Below are 18,585 nucleotides of genomic sequence, written 5' to 3'. Positions count from 1 at the left end.
TCTCCTTTAGCGAAGTTCTTGTTGTTTGTTCCAAGACAGGCGTTTTTGCAGTTTGAGCATGCCTCTATCCAGTAACAGACCGATAAAGCCGATGACAAACACCGCAACCATAATTCTGCCCAGTGAGGCCGAACTGCCATTTTGGAACTCATCCCAAACGAATTTTCCGAGCCCTGGGTTTTGTGCCAGCATTTCAGCCGCAATAAGAACCATCCACGCAATACCCAGCGATAGACGTAAACCGGTAAAAATCATTGGAATCGCAGAAGGTAGAACAATGGTACGAATGTGTGCCCACCAAGATAGGCGCAAGACTTTGCTCACATTGAGCAGGTCTTTGTCCACGCTGGTCACACCCACCGCAGTATTGATAAGCGTTGGCCACAAGCTACAAAGAGCGACGGTAAACAGTGAGTTGACGAACGATTTAGCAAACATTGGGTCATCGCTGACATAAGTCGCACTCACCACCATGGTGACAATAGGTAACCATGCTAGCGGTGATACGGGTTTGAGTAGCTGAATAATCGGGTTAAATGCCTGATACATCCCTTGATTTAGCCCCAACACAATGCCAAGCGGAATGGCGATAACGGAAGCCAACAAAAAGCCTGCGGAAACCGTGACTAAACTGGTACCAATTTGGTCAAAAAAGGTTGGTTTGCCTGTGTATGGACGAATCTTCACTTTTGCGTCCGGATTCTTAGCCAATTTGGTTTGGTTGCGTTTTTCTTGCCTCTCAATAAATGCCACTTCTTTCTCTCGTTCCTTAAAGTGCTCATCAACCAAATTACTGAACTGTGTAAAGGTTTGAACTGGGCCCGGCAAGGTACCTAATGAGGTCTCTACCTGTTTGGCAGCCAAATGCCAGAACATAAGAAAAAAGCAGATTCCGAGCATTGGCCACAAGACCATCTTGCTACGGCTCACGACTTGCGTGCGGCTGGGAATCAGTGAAATAACATTAGTCGACATAGCAAACTCCTTGGCTATCTGTCTTTTAGGGTCTGTCACCCTAGAACTTCCTTGTATATCTGTTTGCTTGGAGACTCACCGAGCCTCCAAGCGAAAGGCTTAAACTTTGTCTTTGCCTTTTAGGCCGATAGAGAACTTCTCCAGATAAGCATTCGGCTGATGGCCGTCATACACTATGTTGTCGATGAAGTGCTTCTGCGGAGCGCGGAATCCATCCAATTGTTTGAAATCAGGGAAATCCTTCGCTGTTAACGTGCCATCTTCAATCAAAGACTCAGCCGCTTGTTGATAGATGTCAGGGCGATAGACCTCTTTGGCGATATCCATGTACCAATTATCAGATTTCTCCTCGGGAATCTGGCCCCAACGACGCATTTGAGTGAGATACCAAATCGCATCACTGTAGTACGGATAAGTCGCGTTATGACGGAAGAAAACGTTGAAATCAGGCACATCACGCTTGTCTCCTTTCTCGTACTCAAACGTACCCGTCATGGAGTTGGCAATGACTTCTGCATCTGCACCCACGTACTGACTTTTCGCCAGCAGTTTCACCGCTTCTTGTCGGTTAGCATTGTTGTTCTCGTCTAACCAATACGCAGCTCGAATCAAAGCTCGCACCACACGAAGATGCGTGTTCGGGTATTTATCTGCCCAAGCTTTTGACACACCGAAGACTTTTTCTGGGTTGTTTTTCCAGATCTCGTAGTCCGTTACCACTGGGACGCCAATCCCTTTGAACACCGCCTGTTGGTTCCACGGTTCACCAACGCAGTAGCCCTGAATCGTGCCTGCTTCCATGGTTGATGGCATCTGCGGAGGAGGCGTTACACTTAACAGAACATCGGCTTTTAGCTGACCACTGTTATCACCGGTAGTAGGCGCGTAATAACCCGGGTTGATACCGCCTGCGGCTAACCAGTAACGCAATTCGTAGTTATGAGTCGAGACAGGGAAGACCATCCCCATGTTGAACGACTTACCTTCGTCACGATACTTAGAGATAACAGGTTTCAAAGCGTCCGCTTTAATTGGATGAGCAATTTTTCCGTCACTTTCTTTGGCAAGAAATGGCTTCATTTGCTCCCAAGTGTTATTCGATACCGTAATCGCATTGCCGTTCAAATCCATGCTAAACGCGGTGACGACTTCTGCTTTTGTACCTATGCCAATAGTGGCACCAAGAGGCTGACCTGCTAGCATATGTGCGCCATCCAGCTCACCGTCAATCACTCGGTCTAACAGTACTTTCCAGTTTGCTTGCGCTTCTAACGTGACGTATAAACCTTCGTCTTCAAAATAACCTTGCTCATAAGCAACCGCGAGGGGTGCCATATCGGTTAGCTTAATAAATCCAAATTTAAGATCTTCAATTTCCGGCTCACCAATCTCTGCATACGCAGTGGTACTGAGCAGTGAAGCTGAAGTTGCAAGTGAAGCGCCGAGCACTAAAGTGCGCATCCATGGCTTGATATATTGCATAGCAATACTCCTTTTCCTTATAACGAATCCCAAAAACAAAAAAAGGTGCTACTGCCCAATTGAGCAGTAGCACCTTTGCTATTTCTTTCATCACCGCCGTTGATGATGTCTGAAGTCTTACTTAAATTTTATCTGTAAACAGTAATCCAATTTGTATGCCACATTTTATAGTTATTATTTTTCAACGACTTAACATTAAACATTTAAATTTATAGCAATTATCCTGCATTTCTAAGTGCAACCTGCACCAAATCAACAATTTCCTCCTACCCCCAAAGTATTAATTACCATTGATACTATCGAAAGTATGAATCACGTTCTTCGCTACCTGCGCCATAGATAAACTGGATTGCATTGCCGAGCTTCTTAACACGCGATAGGCATTCTCTTCATCGATCGCATGCATTTTCATTAGCAATCCTTTGGCTTTTTCAACCCATTTTCTCTCTTCCAATTTCGACGTAAGCATCTGTATTTCTTGTTGCAACGCGATGCTTTGATCACGAACCTGAATTGAGTAATCAATCCAAGGTTTGAGGTCAAATGAAGAATCAAAAGGAAGAACAACGAAATCATTGGACTGAGGCAATCTGCTGATATCATTAGAATTTAGCTGCTTAAGAATGACAAGGAGAGGGATTTTCTTATTCTTGCAAAACTCGACTATCAAGCGCAGTTCAGCCGTTGGCTGACGCCAAGAGACCACCACAATTGAGTCATTATCACACCCAACCATTTTCTCTAACTGAGCTAGCTGACAGGCCAGAATGTGATCGTAATGCAGCGCCAATTTGGCGCTGATATCTGCTTGGTCACTAATATTATCACTGCATACAATGACTGGCTGAGAAGCTGTTGAAAGTGACATAACCATTCCCTGTTTGATCGAATCCTGTATTCAATTGAGCAAGGAATGTACCAATCCAATTATTTAAAATTTAATATAATAAAAACATATAGTTAGAGTTGATTTCGTTAAATAATTACTACTTTATGGGTATGTTAAAATAATCAAAACACAGATTAATGATTGTGCACGTGAGTTTTCCAGTACAAATAAGCGGTTTCATACGCTTTTTCTCTGTCATGACACTGCGCAAACAACACTGCTGCCATAGTCGATACCACAGTGTTAGCCATCATCTTCAAGTCTTCTTGTGGCGTATTCATCGGGCAGTTCGCCACTGTTTCAATTTCTGATATGTACTGCTCTGGCCAATAGAAAGATTCAACGCCTGATGGCTGACTCAACCAAACTGTCTGGCTGACTTTAGGGTTGTATTCCGATTCCCCTGACACGCCTTTAAACGAGACTACCGCGTGTGAGGTTTTGCCAATGACATGTTCGACTTCTGCATGCAACTGTTGGAAACCGGGATGAAAACTACCGCGAATACCAATCTTGCCTCCACCGGGATTGAGTGCTCGAACAACAGTATTAATGGGAGTTCTTAACCCATAGCGGTTTTTCCAACTGATCATTAACTCTGCTTGTGGTGCAAATGCGTTCAGAGGCAAATAGGCAATGCTTCCTGTCTGCAATAGCAGTTGTGCGTGTTCCGTGTTTGACGCCATAGGAATGCCGAGGGCAGGCAGGTAGTCTTCAGCATGTTCACGTGAAGCTGGCTTATCGTTGTAGCCATGAAGCAACACTTTAAAACCGTTATCAGCGAGGATTTTTGCCGCCAACAGATGCCAAGGCTTTCCGGCGCTTGCACGTTTTCCCGCATAGCACGGCCAGTCAATATCTGCCCCAAGATTCGGAACCCGAGATTGGAATGCTTTTACAAAACCGGCGATTTCGTCGTTGGTTTCATTTTGTACTCGAATCAGCATCAGAAGCATCGCCATTTGATCATCATCGCATTCACCATTGAGGTACTCATCCATCACCTGAAATGCTTGATCAAAGGTGAGCGGTTTTCTTCCCCTCTCTCCTCGTCCTACTGTTCGAATACACTCTTTTATTATGCTCATGACAACCTCATCGCTTACAAATAAAGCTTATAGATGCGCAGACTCCGCTTGAAAACGTGTCGCTTGTGCGGTTTGAATTAACTGTTCTCTAAGCTTGACCACATCGCCCATAATAATCAATGCAGGACTTAATCCTTTTAGATCATTTGCTGTTTGTGTGAGCTGATGAAGCTCAAAGGTAACAACCGTTTGATTGACTGAGCAGCCTTGTCCAACCACAGCAACAGGAGTGTCCGCCGACAGACCATGCTGAATTAAGCCTTCTTGTATCGAACTTGCATTCTCCAGCCCCATATAGAAAACCAGAGTTTGACCGCTAGCCACCAGCCCCGCCCATGCAGGAAGAGCGCCAGTGACCACTTGACCTGTAATTAACGTAACACTACGAGAGACTTGTCTATGAGTTAAAGGGATCAGAGCGCTTGATGAGCAACCGATAGCAGCAGTAATCCCCGGAATCACTTGATAAGCGATATTGTGTTTAACCAGTTCCAGCGCTTCTTCACCACCGCGGCCAAATATGAACGGATCTCCGCCTTTTAAACGCACAACTTGCAGTCCTTTTTGTGCAAACTCCACCAGCAAGCGGTTAGTTTCCTCCTGTTTGAGGCTAGGTAACCCGCAGCGTTTGCCTACGTAGACCATTTCTGCGTCGGGATTAACAAGGTCGAGTATCTCACGCCCAACTAATCGGTCATACACCACCACATCTGCCGTTTGAATAACTTTCAGTGCTTTCACCGTCAATAAATCAGGGTCGTTTGGTCCTGCTCCAACCAAGTAGACAAAGCCTTGTGTTCCATTCGAAGAACTGCGGCGCGGCAAATTAAGTGTTTCACAATAATGACGCTCATGAACAGTGAAGCTTTCATGTGTATGCGCTGTTGTGTTGGATCTCATTTTCATAGCAAATTCCTTATGCCTTGCTCACAGCAATCGTCTGATAGCTTTTAAGAATTTTGTTGACTTCCGGCAGACATGAACCGCAATTCGAGCCACATTTCAGTTTGGATTGGAGCTGATTTAACGATACACAGCCGTCCTCTTCTATGGCGGTTTGAATCTGCTTATCGGTCACTCTAAAACAGCTGCATACCAGCTGACTTTGCGCCTTTTCTCCGGCAATCGAGATAATAGAGCTCAAGCTTAGTGGCTTGCCGATTAAGGCTGTGATAGCGGTGTAATCTTGCTCCAGTGGTTGCGGAGAAATAAGCAACACACCCGTCACTGTCATTTGCTGCTGGTTGCCAGTTTGACGGCCTATCACCATCATCCAGCCTTGTGGTAGATCCCAGCGGAAAACTTTTTCTCCTTGGCTAACAGCAAACATCGATTTATCTAATGTGGTGAGGTTCGCAAAACGCATAATGGCTGCGTTATCATCCAGTTGATAACTACTGTAATCACAGCTGGGTAAATCTCTCTCCAGCCCAACATAGATGCCATAGCTTTGCATCTGGACGGCAGCAATATGCACGTTTGAAGATTTGAATGCCGGCTGACCCGAGATAGGGTCGACCACGTTTGAAACCGTTCGGTTGACTTGAGATTGACCACCATAGCGCCCCGCCCAATGCATAGACATAAATAGCTGTTTACCGCTGAGCCCATCATCAAATTTCACCTTGGCAAAAATACACGAATCGGATTCATCCGAGATACCACGTATCGCAGCGCAGTAACCTTCTTGTAGCCCTATGGTTTCTGCGCTGAGTTTGTTGACATAAATCGTTGGCTCAACTTCTCCCGCAGCGAGTTTTGCGATATGGCCTGTTCGCGTCATGGTATGCCACTGATCTCGCAATCTACCCGTGTTGAGCCACCAGCCATTATTTGGTGCCGAAGGTGCGGTTACCGCAACAAATTGAGCTTTACCCGAAGAGGTAGAAAACACGCCATCACGGTAAGGCGCTTCTGTTTCTAACGGCCACTGCGTTGGCTGCCAGTTCGCATACTCGTCATCGCTCATGGAAGCGAATTTAGAGAGGTCGAACAGATAATTGGAATCTGTGTTGATTGCGCTGAGACCCGCAAACTCACGAAAAATAGCCGCTTCACTGTCGAACTCAAATCCGGATTCACAGTTCAACTTTGAGCACAGTTTTTTTCCTACCTGAGTCATTGCCCACCAATCCGGTTTTGCTTCTCCCGGTGCGGGTAGAAACGCGCGCTGACGAGACATACGACGCTCAGAGTTAGTCACCATCCCCTGTTTTTCACCCCATCCTGCAGCGGGCAGCACGAGGTCAGCGAACTCTGCCACATCACTTTGTTCGGTAATGTCAGACACCACCACAAAGTCACAACGTTTCAAAGCTCGGCGGACTTGGTCGCTATTCGGTAACGAAACAACAGGGTTGGTTGCCATAATCCACAGCACCTTGATTTTCCCCGCTTCGACAGCTTCAAAAAGATCGACTGCCTTAAGGCCCGGTTTAGTGGCAATCGATGGTGATTGCCAATACTCTTTAACTAAACGTACTGATTCAGTATCAAAGCCACGATGCACGGCGAGCTGGTTTGCTAGTCCACCAACTTCTCTACCGCCCATCGCATTTGGTTGCCCTGTTAGAGAAAAGGGACCACACCCTTGTTTGCCGATTTTTCCGCTGGCAAGGTGCGCATTGATAATCGCGTTGCCTTTATCCACACCAGATTCAGACTGATTGATACCCTGACAAAACAAACTCAGAGCTTTGGGTTTATGACTAAACCAGCGATAAAAAGTGGTGACTTCATTCAGAGTTAGATTTAATGCGCGCGCCACATTTTCTAACTTGTAACGCTCGGACTTCACTTCTTTTTCCAGTTCAGAAAAGCCTTCTGTTGATGCATCAATATAGTCTTCATTCAACGCATTCTGGTCTATCAGGAAACGGAGTAAACCGTTGTACAGCAAGACGTCACCATCATTTTCGATCGCAAGATGCAAGTCAGCCTGCTCAGCGGTCACCGTTTTTCTTGGGTCAATGACTACCAATTTTAAATCAGGGTTATTTTCACGGGCTTGTTGAATACGCCTAAACAATACTGGGTGGGTCCATGCGGTATTGGCTCCAATCAGAACAAGTAAATCAGCATGAGCAATGTCGTCATAATTTACTGGAACCACATCTTCTCCAAAAGCACGCACATGCGCCGCAACTGCAGAAGACATACAAAGCCGAGAGTTGGTATCGATATTTGCGCTACCTACGTAGCCCTTCATCAGCTTGTTCGCAACGTAGTAATCTTCAGTCAGTATTTGCCCTGAGACGTACATAGCCACAGAGTCTGGACCATGCTTCTGAATTGCTTGATGGATTCTTTGTGCTATCTCATCACTCGCCTGATCCCAAGAGATCTCTTGTCCTTGCATCTTGGGATAAAGGAGACGAGATGGCATTGCTAAGCTCTCTTTTAATGCTGAGCCTTTGACGCATAGAGCGCCCTGATTGGCTGGATGTTGCTTATCACCCTCTATTGAATCTTTATTTGCCACCACACCACAGCCGACACCGCAGTACGGGCATGTTGTTTGAGTTTTGTTTACTGCCATCATCACTTCCCTGCTCTTATGACAAATAAAAAGACGCCTTACTTCTCAGGGAAGTAAGGCGTCTTTGCCTATTACGGTCAACTTGGACAAGTTAACTTTAATCAGATTTGCTTTAATTTGTTATAGCAATACGAATGCCAACAGCAATATCACTATAAATCAACATATTAGCTAAATGAGATGGTTCAGCCACGCACTAACTGTGTGCAAACCTGCTCCAAACAACAACGAACACACTAACCCCAAAGAAGTATCCGCCTTGTTGCTACTTACAACTTATTCCAAAATTAGCTGAGGGCCTTTATAGCCAAATTCTTTGGTCGCAAAACTAATATAATCCCCCAAATAATCTGGTGTTAAGTCAGCGAGTTCAAACACTATGTTATCCTTCTGGTCTGGCTGAACATCGCGCATCAAGTCTGTCACATCGATATCAATCCATTTCCCTTCTACTTCCCTACCTACATAAATCGGTTGCGACTCTTTGATTATCGTCACTTGAGGGAATGTGCTGTAGGTGGTGTTGAGCTCATTCCAATCCGTCGTATGCACTAATCTTGCAACGATTGAACGCTTTAATGTTCCATCATTTCTGATACCTCGAACAAACAATCTTAGAGTCGCTCTGCTAATTTGTTGAGGTTCAGCCAGAGAAAGATCATATCGAACTAAACTTCTGCGATGATTCACATCCGTACCATTTTTAAGCTGCATATACCCCAAGCTTCCGTATTGGGTCGATACGTGCCAACCACCTTGAACGAACACATCCTCTACTGGCAGATGCGTCATATAACCATTAAATTCTTGGGGATCATCAAGCGAATAAATCCCCTGATTTGATTCAAATTCGAAAGACACGCTGCTGCCCGTCTTCTCCCCTCCCGGAGTTACTACACGGTGTGTTTTCGGCACACCATTAGCGGTGATAGTAATGTTAATACCTCGATAATCTTTAGCGGGTGTAGACACGTTCACTTTTGTATTAAATCCACTTCTATCCAGTATCACCACAGAAGGAGAATCCACTTTAATCTTATAATCTGGATCTACTTCTAACTCGCTAGCAGCGAAGAACACTGCGCTAATGATGTTTTTCTCCGTATCTTCAACAGCATGAACTCCCCTTGTGTTGGACAGTACTTTAACTGGTATATTCTGTTGGTACTCAGACATTTTCTGAGCATCTATACTCGGCAGCATAATATATTGATACGACTTATCCTTAGGTTCCGGATCGTGTGGAATAGTTAAAGTAAAAACATCTTTGCTTACTTTAGTGCCATCAGCTGCAACCGCTTGACGACTATCGATCAAAGCCGAACGTTTTGAGTGATCCCAGAAAACATAACCTACCCCATCATGGTGTATCCAAGGATACGGTGAGATATCGTGACTACCAATGACTAAGTTGTCTCTGTTGCTTAACGTTACTGGCCCGTTTAATGCTGTTTGGTTGATGGTTGTAAATACAGGTTCTAAATGTGTTGAACTAATGCCAGATCCAAGTACAACAATCTGTTCACCAAAACTGAACCAAGATTTATTGGCGAAAAGTTCATCTCGAACGGTCGTTGAGGGTGTCCAAACATACTGTTGAGTTGGACCACTCCCCACGACACGGTATGCACTCATATTTATAGATACCGTTGTCACACCCACTTTGCCGTTTGTAGCCCCACCATAAAATTCCATATAACGTAAGGTATCTGAATCATATGTTGGTGGCATAGGGTATTGCGGTGCAGTAACACCAGGGATTTTCGTAAAATCGAGCACAGAATTAAGACTCTCATGTTCCTTACCCGATTGAATTAATGACGTACTGCCAAGTCCCGTCCAAAATTTTATATGCGCATCATCACTGGCTTCTGGTAAAGCACGTATTGAGTCCATTTTAATACCAAACATGAAGTTATCCGTCGCAGTCACTGTTGAATCAGCAAGCAAAAACTGTTTGAAGCCGTTCAGTCCAGTAACTTGGTTGTCATACACTTGGCCCTTGTAAGCTATCGCCTCGTTGTTACGAGTGGGGAAAAGTGCTGCGACCATATCCATGCTGGTAGGTAATGTGCCAGTGCTCGCCCCAGACTGAGTCGCTTCAATTTGCTGACCAATTTCTCCACTGGGTACATCTAAACCCAACTGTTCAAAACTCTGCATCCAACGTATACCGTCAAGTAAAATGCTCGCTAAAATTTGAGCACTGTACTCACTAAACTTCCAAGGAAGATCATTTACGTTGTAGGCCCAACGTAAGATGGAATAAAAAATCTCCTCTCCTGTTTTTCCACTATTTAATTGTTGGCTTAAAAACGAAGACCAATCTGGTGATTCACCAATCACTGCAGTATCTAGTATTATCTGGGCCAACTCTTCAAGACCAGCGCTCACAAGAGATTCTTGCTGACTCAACAACCCGTAATATATGCTGGTCACTGCTTCATCAACGCGATTTAAGCCCAGTTGTTGCTTGCTAGGTGCATTCGCTAGGAGACTTATAACTTGCGACTTCAAGTCTACCTCTAAACCATCACCCAATAAGAAGGCAACCTGTGCCAATGAGTGGTACTCACCATACTCACTCCACCATCCTGTCATAATGGGTTTCGTTATCAACCAGAACTTTAAGGCTTTATTTGCAAACAGCTTATATTCTTGATTGTTAGTTTTGTGAAACGCCGCGGCAATTGTTTCCAACCTTTTTAAGTGCTGTTCTGCAGGCCATTGATCGCTATTTGTTCGCTCATAATTTATATCCAACCAACGACCATCCGCTTGTAGGTCGTATCGAAGCTTCGATGCCAAAACATCTAAGCTCTTAGACTGACCTAGGGCACTTCTTTCTTCTGCAGCAACAAAATCAGCCGAAACCCTTGTGACTAGTATGTCTAAATCAGTAGCAACCAGAGTTTGAAAGGGTTGTTCTTCAGCATTATTGGGAGGTGGATTTTGTGTCTTCGCCTCAATATCCGTTCCAGTTGTTGCTGGCTCTAATGCTGGCACAGTCTCGCTTGGGAGGCTATTCCCTGTAATTTCTGTTTCAGTCACAGCACTAGGTGAAGAACCTTCACTAGTTACTTGCTCAGGACTTAAAGGTTGCTCTGGCGCCGGAGGATTACTCTCTGGAAGTTGCGCTGTACCTTGAGCATCTGTACCCGATGTCACTACCTCTGACGTTGGCAAAGTCTCGCTTGGGAGTATACTCCCTGTATTATCTGTCTCAGCCACAACGCCAGATGAAGACCCTTCACCAGTTCCTTGTTCGGAACTTAAAACTTGGTCTGTCGACGGAACATTATTCTCTGGAAGTTGCACTGTACCTTGAGTATCTGTTCCCGTCGTTACTGCATCTGTAGTCGGAAGCGTCTCGTTTGGCAGGTTATTCCCTGTAGTTTCTGTTTCAGCCACAACGCCAGATGAAGTACTGCTTTGAACTCCTTGTTCAGGACTTAAAGGTTGGTCTGTCGCTGGAGTATTAATCTCTGGAAGTTGAGCCGTGCCTTCAGTATCTGTTCCCGTCGTTACTGCATCTGTAGTCGGAAGCGTCTCGTTTGGCAGGTTATTCCCTGTAGTTTCTGTTTCAGCCACAACGCCAGATGAAGTACTGCTTTGAACTCCTTGTTCAGGACTTAAAGGTTGGTCTGTCGCTGGAGTATTAATCTCTGGAAGTTGAGCCGTGCCTTCAGTATCTGTTCCCGTCGTTACTGCATCTGTCGTCGGAAGCGTCTCGTTGGGCAGGCTATTCCCTGTAGTTTCTGTTTCAGTTACAGCGCTAGGTGAAGTACTGTCTTGAATTCCTTGTGCGGTAGTTACAGCTTGGTCTGTCGCTGGAGTATTACTCACTGGAAGTTGAGCCGTGCCTTGAGTATCTGTTCCCGTCGTTACTGCAGCTGTAGTCGGAAGCGCCTCGTTTGGCAGGCTCTTCCCTGTAGTTTCTGTTTCAGTCACAACGCTAGGTGAAGTACTGTCTTGAACTCCTTGTTCAGGACTTAAAGGTTGGTCTGTCGCTGGAGTATTACTCACTGGAAGTTGTGCCGTACCTTGATCACCCGTTTTCGTCGTTACTGCCTCTGACGTTGGAGTTGTCTCATTTGAAGTCTGACTATCTGTCGTTGATGTCTCCCCCACTACTTCCAGTGTTGGGATTACTGCTTTTACGAGAGCTGGTTCAACGGGCTGACTTAAAACGCTAGTATTGGTTGTTGTGGTTGGCGTCGAACTTTGGATGTTAAGCACTGGTAATCCCACTTCAACTATCTTTTTGCTGTCACTTGGCTCACTGACATCAGTAGTTGCGGTTTCATCGAGTGCTACAGGTATGAGGTTTTCAGCGCTTACAGATTCAATATCTGCTTCTAACTTTTTATTTGAACGATTGTTAAAAGCCACAACCACCCTTTCCAAATCTGGATGTGATTGAACAAGTTGTTGCTGTGTTAATGGGATGTCAGCTTCAGGCATGACGCTAGCCAAAGTATGAGACAGTGCTTGAAGTGTTTTATTTTCTTGCTTGTTGAGGAAATTTAGCAATTCTTGCTCGCTAACCTCGCCAACAATAGCAGCAACTGTCGATGCCGCTTGCTCAAAATCTAAACCTTCTGTTTTTTGCTTGGAGTAGATTAGATGTGAAACTGGTGAAATTCTTTGAACCCCTGCGGGCGCTACCATCATGTAAGATTTGCTGACTTTATCGCCTGTTTTTCTATTGATGGTGCGATCTTTCATTGCGGATGCAATAAGAGAATACGCTTGAGGCACATTGTCGATCGCTGTTATTTCTAACAACGCGTTACCAGCCGAGTCGGTATATGAGTTGGGTTCTCCAGCATCTAATTGGTAATTATTATTCAAATCTAACCAAACAAGTGCATCTTCAAGATACTCATCGGCCACTTCTGCCTTATAAACAGTAGCTTCCCTTGTGGTATTCGCCGGAGAAGAATCTTCACCACCGCAGCCAACAATGGCACCAACAGATATGGCAAGAATCGATAGTCTAAGTGTTTTCACAATAGCTCCTTATCAAAATATCATCAGTGCAACTTTTTGCACTAAGATCACATTTCAAAGAGGGTATTGAGTCGCCTATTACTCGTAAACTTATGAACTAATTTGCATCGGCGCAGTTCTAGTTATTTAAGTTTAATTGTTAAAAAACAGGAACCTATTCGCAAATATCCTAAAACCAGTCTCGATTTAAAGGCATAAAAAAACACCGAACTCTTTCGAGCTCGGTGTTTAGTCGTTATTGCTTGATTAGCCTATCAGCATTAGCCGATGTGAGTCGCGCCACCCATGTACTTCTGAAGTACAGTTGGGACTTCGATACGACCATCTGCAAGCTGGTTGTTCTCTAGAATTGCAACCATTGTACGGCCAACTGCTAGACCAGAACCATTTAGTGTGTGTACAAGTTCAGGTTTCTTCTCGCCTTTACGACGGAAGCGCGCTTGCATACGACGAGCTTGGAAATCCCACATGTTTGAACATGAAGAGATCTCACGGTAAGTCTGTTGAGCTGGTACCCAAACTTCCAAATCGTATGTTTTACGAGAGCCAAAGCCCATATCACCTGTACATAGCACAACTTTACGGTATGGAAGCTCAAGAAGCTGCAATACTTTCTCAGCGTGGCCCGTCAATTCTTCTAGCGCTGCCATAGAATCTTCAGGCTTAGTGATTTGTACTAGCTCAACTTTGTCGAACTGGTGCATACGAATCAAACCACGTGTATCACGGCCATATGAACCTGCTTCAGAACGGAAACATGGTGTGTGAGCCGTCATCTTCAACGGAAGATCTGTTTCATCAGTGATGGTGTCACGCACTAGGTTTGTTACAGGCACTTCAGCAGTTGGAATCAATGAAAGCTTACGAGGCTCTTCATCGTTCACTTTTTCAGTTAGCGGCTCAGTATGGAACAAGTCTTGGCCGAACTTAGGAAGCTGACCCGTGCCAAACAGGCTGTCTGCATTCACTAGGTAAGGAACGTACATTTCAGTGTAACCATGCTGCTCTGTATGCAGATCCAACATGAATTGCGCAATTGCACGATGAAGGCGCGCGAATTGGCCTTTCATTACGATGAAACGTGCACCAGTAATTTTCGTTGCACTCGCAAAATCTAAACCATCACCCATTTCGCCAAGGTCTACGTGATCTTTTAATTCAAAGTCGTAAGTCTTTGGCTCGCCCCAACGTGCAACTTCTACGTTGTCGTTTTCATCTTTACCGTCTGGCACAGAATCATCTGGGATATTTGGTAGCGTTTGTGTAATTGTATCTAGCTGAGCTTGAACTTGGTCCAATTCCACTTTTTTTGCATCAAGGTCGTCACCCAATGTACCGATCTGCTTTTTGATCTCTTCAGCGCCTTCTTTGTCGCCTTTGGACATCAATTGACCGATTTGCTTAGAGATCGAGTTACGCGAGGATTGTAAATTTTCAACTTCTACTTGAATGGACTTACGTTGTTCTTCAAGTGTACGAATTGTATCGACGTCGAGTTTAAAACCGCGACGTGCCAGTTTTGCAGCTGTTTCATCCAGCTCTGTACGAAGTAATTTAGAATCCAGCATTGTTAATCCTATGCTTTTGAGTATCGAAAAGACGTAAGTGCTTGCTTTTTAAGCAAGCCATACGTATTGAATTTTTAACTTGTCAAAGATAACGAAAAGACACTATTTTTCATAGCGCTTTTGTGGGCTTTTTGCGTCTAAATCCGCCAGATAATCTAACTTTTCACCAATCTTGGTCTCTAAGCCTCGATTTGTTGGCTGATAGTAGCGGGTTCCTGTCATTTCAAGCGGCAAATAACGCTCACCAGCGGCATAAGCACCGGGTTCATCATGGGCATAGCGATATTCAGCGCCATAGCCTAAATCTTTCATCAAACTGGTTGGTGCATTTCGTAAATGATGAGGCACTTCATATTCAGGCAAGTTATGGGCGTCTGACAATGCTTGTTTCCATGCTGTATACACCGCATTACTTTTTGGTGCACAGGCTAAATAAACAATCGCTTGCGCTATAGCACGTTCACCCTCTGCTGGACCTACTCGGGTAAAACAGTCCCAAGCAGACAAAGCCACTTGCATTGCTCGCGGGTCAGCATTACCAATATCTTCAGAGGCAATCGCCAATAAACGTCGAGCAATATATAAAGGGTCACAACCAGCAGAAATCATACGTGCAGCCCAATACAAGGCGCCATCCGGGTTTGAACCACGGATAGACTTGTGAACCGCTGAGATTAAGTCGTACCAAATATCACCTTTGTTATCAAAGCGAGAGACTTTCTCCCCTGCGACTTCAGCCAGAAGACTTAAAGTAATCAGCTTGTTCCCATCACTATCTTCCTCCGCCATATCATAAAGCAGCTCAAGGTAGTTGAGTGACATTCGCGCATCACCATTCACCAGCTCAGATAAACGCTCCAAAACGTTGTCTTTAAATATGGCTTTAGTTTTACCCAGACCGCGCTCTGAATCATTGACGGCTTGCTCCAACGCCTGAAGAATCTCTTCTTTAGTTAATGACGTTAGCTTGTAAACACGCGCTCGTGATAACAGAGCGTTGTTAAGTTCAAACGAAGGGTTTTCGGTAGTTGCGCCAATAAAAGTAACCGTACCGTCTTCAATATGTGGCAGGAAAGCGTCCTGCTGTGATTTATTAAATCGGTGAACCTCATCGACAAACAGTATGGTGCGACGTCCAGTTAGCTTGTTCTCTCGAGCTTTTTCAATCGCAAGACGGATCTCTTTTACACCTGAGGTAACGGCGGAAACGCGCTCTACTTCAGCGTTTGCATAGTTTGCTGCCACTTCAGCCAGCGTTGTTTTACCGGTACCCGGAGGCCCCCACAAAATCATCGAGTGGATTTGCCCTGCTTCCAGAGCCTTACGCAAAGGCTTACCGACAGCCAATATATGTTGTTGACCAATATATTGTTCAACGGTTTGCGGACGCATACGTGCGGCAAGGGGACGAAAATCTTCGTCCCCTGAAAAATCTAAAGAGTAGTTACTCACTGTACCAATTACCTAGATCCATCGTTAGTTACGTTGGTCATCAACTTCCACGCCTTCGGGAACATTAAATGTAAATCGATCCATTGCTGGCTTCTGCTGTTTTACATTGTTAAAACTAAACAGGCTTCTCTGACCATCTTGTTCTATTACATTAAAACCTTTTACCACGCCTTTTTCATCAATCGTGATTTGAAATTGCCCCTGATTTGATTCAACAGCCGTTGGCGTTAAGGTAAACACATCATTGTCTTGTTCAACTTTGTAAGCATCCCAATCGCTGGTGCGGTTGCGCGTAAGCAATACAAATGGAGTCTGCTCCATCGCTTGTTCTTGGTTATAGATCGTGACCTGTTCGATAAATGGGCTGTAATACCAGAGCGATTCGCCATCAGAAACCAGCAAATTTTCATCTGGATCAAGTGTTTCCCAACGGAAAAGGCTTGGACGAGCGATATCCACTAAACCACTACCATCCATTACGATTTCGCCATCTGGGCTAATCACTTGCTGTTCAAACTTGGCGCTAAACCCGTCGGCCAACGCGAGACGCTCACTTAAATTCTCTTTAGGCGTCGCCAATACAGAGAAACTACAGAATAAAAGAGCTAACCATTTTTTCATTGCTATTCGGCTCCTAGCCAATTGATGTAAGGAAGTTATATCTAAGATTCTTCCTTGTTATGTCAATCTTGTGTGGAAAAAGTTCGAAACTCGCCACTTTTAGCGAAAGTTAGTGCTGCTGTACAACGGAAAAAGAGGCTTAGCTTCCGCAACAATGTTTAAACTTCTTACCGCTTCCACATGGGCAAATTTCATTGCGCCCAATATCTTTATATGGGTTTACGTTCTGAGTTTTTGCGCCAATCATGGCTTCATCAGCGGCCAGAGCGACTTCGTGAATCATCAGATCCAATTGTTTCACCATATTTTCAAGTTTTGGCAGCTCAGTGAAACCCGCTTGCTGCATCTGCTCGTGAGTCTGTTCTTCGTCAATAGCAAGCATCAGTGTTGTCAGTAGTGCTTGTAGCATTCGAATAGAACCATCTGACGTTGCGACTTCTTGCCACAAAGGCTCAATTGTTGGCCATAGTGTCATAAAGCCTTCAGCAAAGTCCGCCAACGCCTCGTCAAAACCCGAGTCTTGCTGCTCAAGCATATAGAGCAACCCATATTCGTTGAGCTTAAGCTCGTGATATTGAGCGTTGATTTGATCGGTAATCAGAGTCTTTAAAGTTTCAGCCTGGTCGCCAAATACTGAACTTAACCATGTTTCAGGATCTAAAGGCTTGGTCGCTAAGTTTGCAGCCAGAACAACACCTTCGATAAAAGCAGGTGATTCACTGCGTTCCACTGAACTTAAATTCACAAATTGATAACTCATTTAAACTCTTCTAGATTTTTGATAATTACGATTATTGGCGCATTATAACCTGAACTTTCCGATAAGTTCTTGTGCGTATCACCCGAAGTTTCTCCTGATTGTTTCCTAAAGCTCATATTTGATTACGTAAGGCATGCCTGCCAACTCAGTTCACAAAGGTCTAGTGCGGATTTCGTGACATTTCACCATCATACCTCTACAATCTCGCCTCCATTTTAGACGGTAGTAATAAGATCTTAGTATGCGAGTTGTTTTAGGCCCTATGGAGGGCGTATTAGATAGCCTGATGCGTGAAATGCTGACAGAAATCAATGACTATGATTTCTGCGTCACTGAGTTTGTGCGTGTCATCGACCAAACGCTTCCAGATCATATGTTCTATCGTCTCTGTCCGGAACTAAAGCAAGGTTCTGCGACTAAATCTGGTGTACCTGTCAAAGTTCAGTTACTAGGACAAGAACCGGTTTGGATGGCAGAAAACGCCGTTCGAGCAGCAAGCCTAGGTGCGTACGGTATTGATCTGAACTTTGGATGCCCTGCGAAAACCGTCAATAAAAGCAAAGGCGGTGCTGCTCTGTTACAACAGCCAGAACTTATCTATCAAGTGGTTAAAGCATGTAGAGAGGCGGTTCCAGCGCACATCCCAGTTTCCGCTAAAATTCGCCTTGGCTGGGAAGACCCTGAAGACTGCTACGAGATCGTTGACGCTGTGTCACAAGCTAACGCCGATGAGTTAACGATTCATGCTCGAACCAAAATGGGCGGCTATAAGGCAAGTGAAATCAAGTGGGAATACATTGATAACATTCGCCAAAAAACATCCGTTCCATTGATTGCCAATGGTGAAGTATGGAGCTATCAAGACGGTCAGGATTGCATAAAAACTACTGGTGTCGATTCTCTTATGGTATGCCGTGGCGCTCTGAACATACCTAACCTAGGCAATATGGTGAAGCACAACCAAAAAGCTATGTCTTGGAATGAGGTGGTGGAACTGCTAATTAAATACTCTGAATTTGAAGTGAATGGCGATAAAGCTAAATACTACCCAAATAGAGTGAAGCAGTGGTTTTCATATCTGCGTCAGGCTTACCCTGACGCAGCAGAATTATTCCGAGAGATTCGCGTTAAAAATGATGTTGATGCCATGGTTGATCATTTAAAACGTTATAGAGATTCTCTTTACGCGTAACACTTTG

Annotated in this window: 12 protein-coding genes; 1 reads left to right on the top strand and 11 read right to left on the bottom strand. The window is 44.7% G+C overall.

The window, feature by feature from the left end; genetic code table 11:
* Positions 1–6 precede the first annotated feature (6 nt).
* The 11 genes from HUO09_RS02950 to HUO09_RS02900 form a co-directional block, all read right to left on the bottom strand.
* A complete protein-coding gene (locus HUO09_RS02950; RefSeq protein ID WP_188232923.1) occupies positions 7–975 on the bottom strand; it encodes an ABC transporter permease in 969 nt (322 codons plus the stop codon).
* A 99-nt stretch (positions 976–1,074) separates the two neighbouring features.
* A complete protein-coding gene (locus HUO09_RS02945; RefSeq protein ID WP_167410501.1) occupies positions 1,075–2,457 on the bottom strand; it encodes a CmpA/NrtA family ABC transporter substrate-binding protein in 1,383 nt (460 codons plus the stop codon).
* 280 nt (positions 2,458–2,737) lie between these two features.
* A complete protein-coding gene (locus HUO09_RS02940; protein ID WP_188232922.1) occupies positions 2,738–3,325 on the bottom strand; it encodes an ANTAR domain-containing response regulator in 588 nt (195 codons plus the stop codon).
* 155 nt (positions 3,326–3,480) lie between these two features.
* Positions 3,481–4,434, bottom strand: coding sequence for a glycosyl transferase family protein (locus HUO09_RS02935; protein ID WP_188232921.1), 954 nt, complete (start codon positions 4,432–4,434; stop codon positions 3,481–3,483).
* A 27-nt stretch (positions 4,435–4,461) separates the two neighbouring features.
* The gene (gene cobA, locus HUO09_RS02930; RefSeq protein WP_188232920.1) at positions 4,462–5,340 is read right to left on the bottom strand and encodes a uroporphyrinogen-III C-methyltransferase; all 879 of its coding nucleotides are present in this window, start codon (positions 5,338–5,340) and stop codon (positions 4,462–4,464) included.
* 10 nt (positions 5,341–5,350) lie between these two features.
* Positions 5,351–7,972: a nitrate reductase gene (locus HUO09_RS02925; protein WP_373563676.1), complete on the bottom strand. Its 2,622-nt coding sequence runs from the start codon at positions 7,970–7,972 to the stop codon at positions 5,351–5,353.
* Between the two features lie 276 nt (positions 7,973–8,248).
* Positions 8,249–12,985: a polysaccharide lyase family 8 super-sandwich domain-containing protein gene (locus HUO09_RS02920; RefSeq protein ID WP_188232919.1), complete on the bottom strand. Its 4,737-nt coding sequence runs from the start codon at positions 12,983–12,985 to the stop codon at positions 8,249–8,251.
* A 260-nt stretch (positions 12,986–13,245) separates the two neighbouring features.
* Complete coding sequence (gene serS, locus HUO09_RS02915; protein WP_167410506.1) at positions 13,246–14,553, bottom strand: serine--tRNA ligase; 1,308 nt, start codon at positions 14,551–14,553, stop codon at positions 13,246–13,248.
* A gap of 102 nt (positions 14,554–14,655) precedes the next feature.
* Positions 14,656–16,005 carry a replication-associated recombination protein A gene (locus HUO09_RS02910; RefSeq protein WP_167410507.1) on the bottom strand — a complete coding sequence of 450 codons (1,350 nt, stop codon included), beginning with the start codon at positions 16,003–16,005 and terminating at the stop codon, positions 14,656–14,658.
* Positions 16,006–16,029: 24 nt separating this feature from the next.
* On the bottom strand, positions 16,030–16,626 hold the full coding sequence (gene lolA / locus HUO09_RS02905; RefSeq protein WP_188232918.1) for an outer membrane lipoprotein chaperone LolA: 597 nt from the start codon (positions 16,624–16,626) through the stop codon (positions 16,030–16,032).
* 139 nt (positions 16,627–16,765) lie between these two features.
* Positions 16,766–17,386 carry a YecA family protein gene (locus tag HUO09_RS02900; RefSeq protein ID WP_188232917.1) on the bottom strand — a complete coding sequence of 207 codons (621 nt, stop codon included), beginning with the start codon at positions 17,384–17,386 and terminating at the stop codon, positions 16,766–16,768.
* A 241-nt stretch (positions 17,387–17,627) separates the two neighbouring features.
* Here HUO09_RS02900 and dusC point away from each other — a divergent pair, with 241 nt between their 5' ends.
* Positions 17,628–18,578, top strand: a complete 951-nt coding sequence (gene dusC / locus HUO09_RS02895; protein ID WP_188232916.1) for a tRNA dihydrouridine(16) synthase DusC — start codon at positions 17,628–17,630, stop codon at positions 18,576–18,578.
* Positions 18,579–18,585: the final 7 nt, after the last annotated feature.

It is taken from the genome of Vibrio sp. Y2-5 (assembly GCF_014596725.1).
GTDB lineage: Bacteria > Pseudomonadota > Gammaproteobacteria > Enterobacterales > Vibrionaceae > Vibrio.
The sequence above is the reverse complement of the archived record's forward strand: the minus strand, read 5'-3'. Positions and strand labels throughout refer to the sequence as shown.